Annotated in this window: 2 protein-coding genes; both read right to left on the minus strand. The window is 75.4% G+C overall.

Annotated elements, in window-relative coordinates:
- Positions 1 to 35 precede the first annotated feature (35 nt).
- Positions 36 to 656, minus strand: coding sequence for an L-threonylcarbamoyladenylate synthase (locus ACOV8S_RS22475; protein ID WP_448319769.1), 621 nt, complete (start codon positions 654 to 656; stop codon positions 36 to 38).
- 48 nt (positions 657 to 704) lie between these two features.
- Positions 705 to 1,874, minus strand: a 1,170-nt coding sequence (locus ACOV8S_RS22480) for a hypothetical protein (RefSeq protein ID WP_448319771.1), incomplete at its 5' end; no start/stop codon positions are given.

The following is a 1,874-nucleotide window of genomic DNA, read 5'->3' on the forward strand; positions in this document are numbered from 1 at the left end:
GGCCGCCGGGACGAGGCCCGGCGGCCCGCCGGCGATCACTCGAACGGGGTGGGGTCGCCCGCGCCGCGCCGCACGATCTCGGGGACGCCCTCGGAGAAGTCCACCACCGTGGTCGGCGTCGTGCCGCACTCGCCGGAGTCGAGGACCGCGTCGACCTGGTGGTCGAGCCGTTCCTTGATCTCCCAGCCCATGGTCATCGGCTCCTCGTCGCCGGGCAGCAGCAGGGTGCTGGAGAGCAGCGGCTCCTCCAGCTCCTCCAGCAGCGCCCGGACCACCGGGTGCTCGGGGATGCGCACGCCCACGGTGCGCTTCTTGGGGTGGGCCAGCTTCCGGGGCACCTCGCGGGTGGCCGGCAGGATGAAGGTGTACTGCCCCGGCGTCGCGGCCTTCACGGACCGGAACACGTCGTTGTCGATCTGCGCGTACTGACCGAGCTGGGCGAAGTCGCGGCAGACGAGGGTGAAGTGGTGCCGGTCGTCGAGCTGCCGGATCTCGCGGATGCGGTCGACGCCGTCCTTGCTGCCCGTCCGGCATCCCAGCGCGAAGCAGGAGTCGGTGGGGTAGACGATCAGCGCGTCCTCCCGGAGGGCCTGCGCCACCTGGGCGATGGTGCGCGGCTGGGGGTTGTCGGGGTGAACGTCGAAGTACTTGGCCATTCGACGAGCTTAGGGCCGGTCCCCCGGGAGGGGGACCGGTTCTCCCCACTACGGGCGTTCGCGGCGTCCCTTCCCCGCGTCCTTCATCCTTTCCAGCGACCGGGTGAACTGGCGCAGCGAGAAGCCGGAGCCCTGCGCGGGCGTACCGGCGTCGGGCTGCGCCGGCGTGTCCGCGCGGGGCGCGGGCAGCGCCGCCGGGCCGGCCGAGGCGCGCAGGGCGGCCAGGGCCTCGTGCGCCTGCTCGGCGGCCTCCCGGTAGAGGTCCCGGGAGCGGGTCATCGCGTCGAGGGCCTCCCGGTACATGACCACCAGCTGCTCGGCGTGCGCCAGCCGCTCCTGCAGGGTGACCAGGTGCCACTGCTCGCGCATCACCCGCACCCCCTCGGCGGCCCCCTCGGGGAGCGGCGCGGGCAGCGCCACGAAGTGGTGCAGCGCGTCGATCAGCGCGGTGGGCTCGGAGCCGTCCAGGAAGACCGTGCGCACGGTGAAGACGTCGCGGTCGTACCCCGGACGGGCCGGATCACCGGGCAGGACGACCGCGCCGCCGCGCGGGACCTCCACGCCGTGGTCCTTGAGCGCCCAGTTGACGGCCCGGTACTGGTCCGGCGCCGCCCGGTGCTCGATCACCCGGTGCCGCAGTCCGGCCGGGAGCCTGCGCACCAGCGGGCGCAGGCCGCGCTCGTCCGGGGTCATCGCCTCGTGCACGACCACGTGGACGTTCCAGCCGTCCCGGGCGCAGTCCTTCAGGAGCTTGCGCAGTTCCTTGTCGTCGTCCGACAGCCGGTTGATCTCCAGGGTGCTCAGGTCGGCGCCGCGCAGGCCGCCCACGTGGACCCGGTCCCAGGCGTTCGCCTCCTCGCGCGGCCAGAACATGTCCGCCGGGGAGGGCCAGCGCGGGTCCCAGACGCTCTCCGCCTCGGCGACCAGCAGCCACTCCCGGCCCTCGGGGGCGCGCCCGAGGGCGTGCGCGAGACCCGCGGGGGCGAGCGTGAGGCCGGGTGCCGCGCCGGGCAGGAAGCCGCCCTCGGGGCCGACGGTCAGCCGGGCCCGGACGGTCACCCCACCGGGCGCCCGCCACCGGGCCTCGAAGGACCGGACGCCGTGGTCAGCCACCGGCGCCGCGCCGTCGGCGTCCGCGGCGGAGTGGGGGGCGTGGGCTCCGGGGACGCCGGCCGGGACGCCCGCGGAGGCGGAGGAGGAGCCGGCCGGCGTCCCCGG

The sequence above is a fragment of the Streptomyces sp. CO7 genome (assembly GCF_053474865.1).

Coding starts and splice junctions, on each gene's coding strand:
- ACOV8S_RS22475 (WP_448319769.1), bottom strand. CDS start 656: ATGGCCAAGTACTTCGACGTTCACCCCGACAACCCCCAGCCGCGCACC.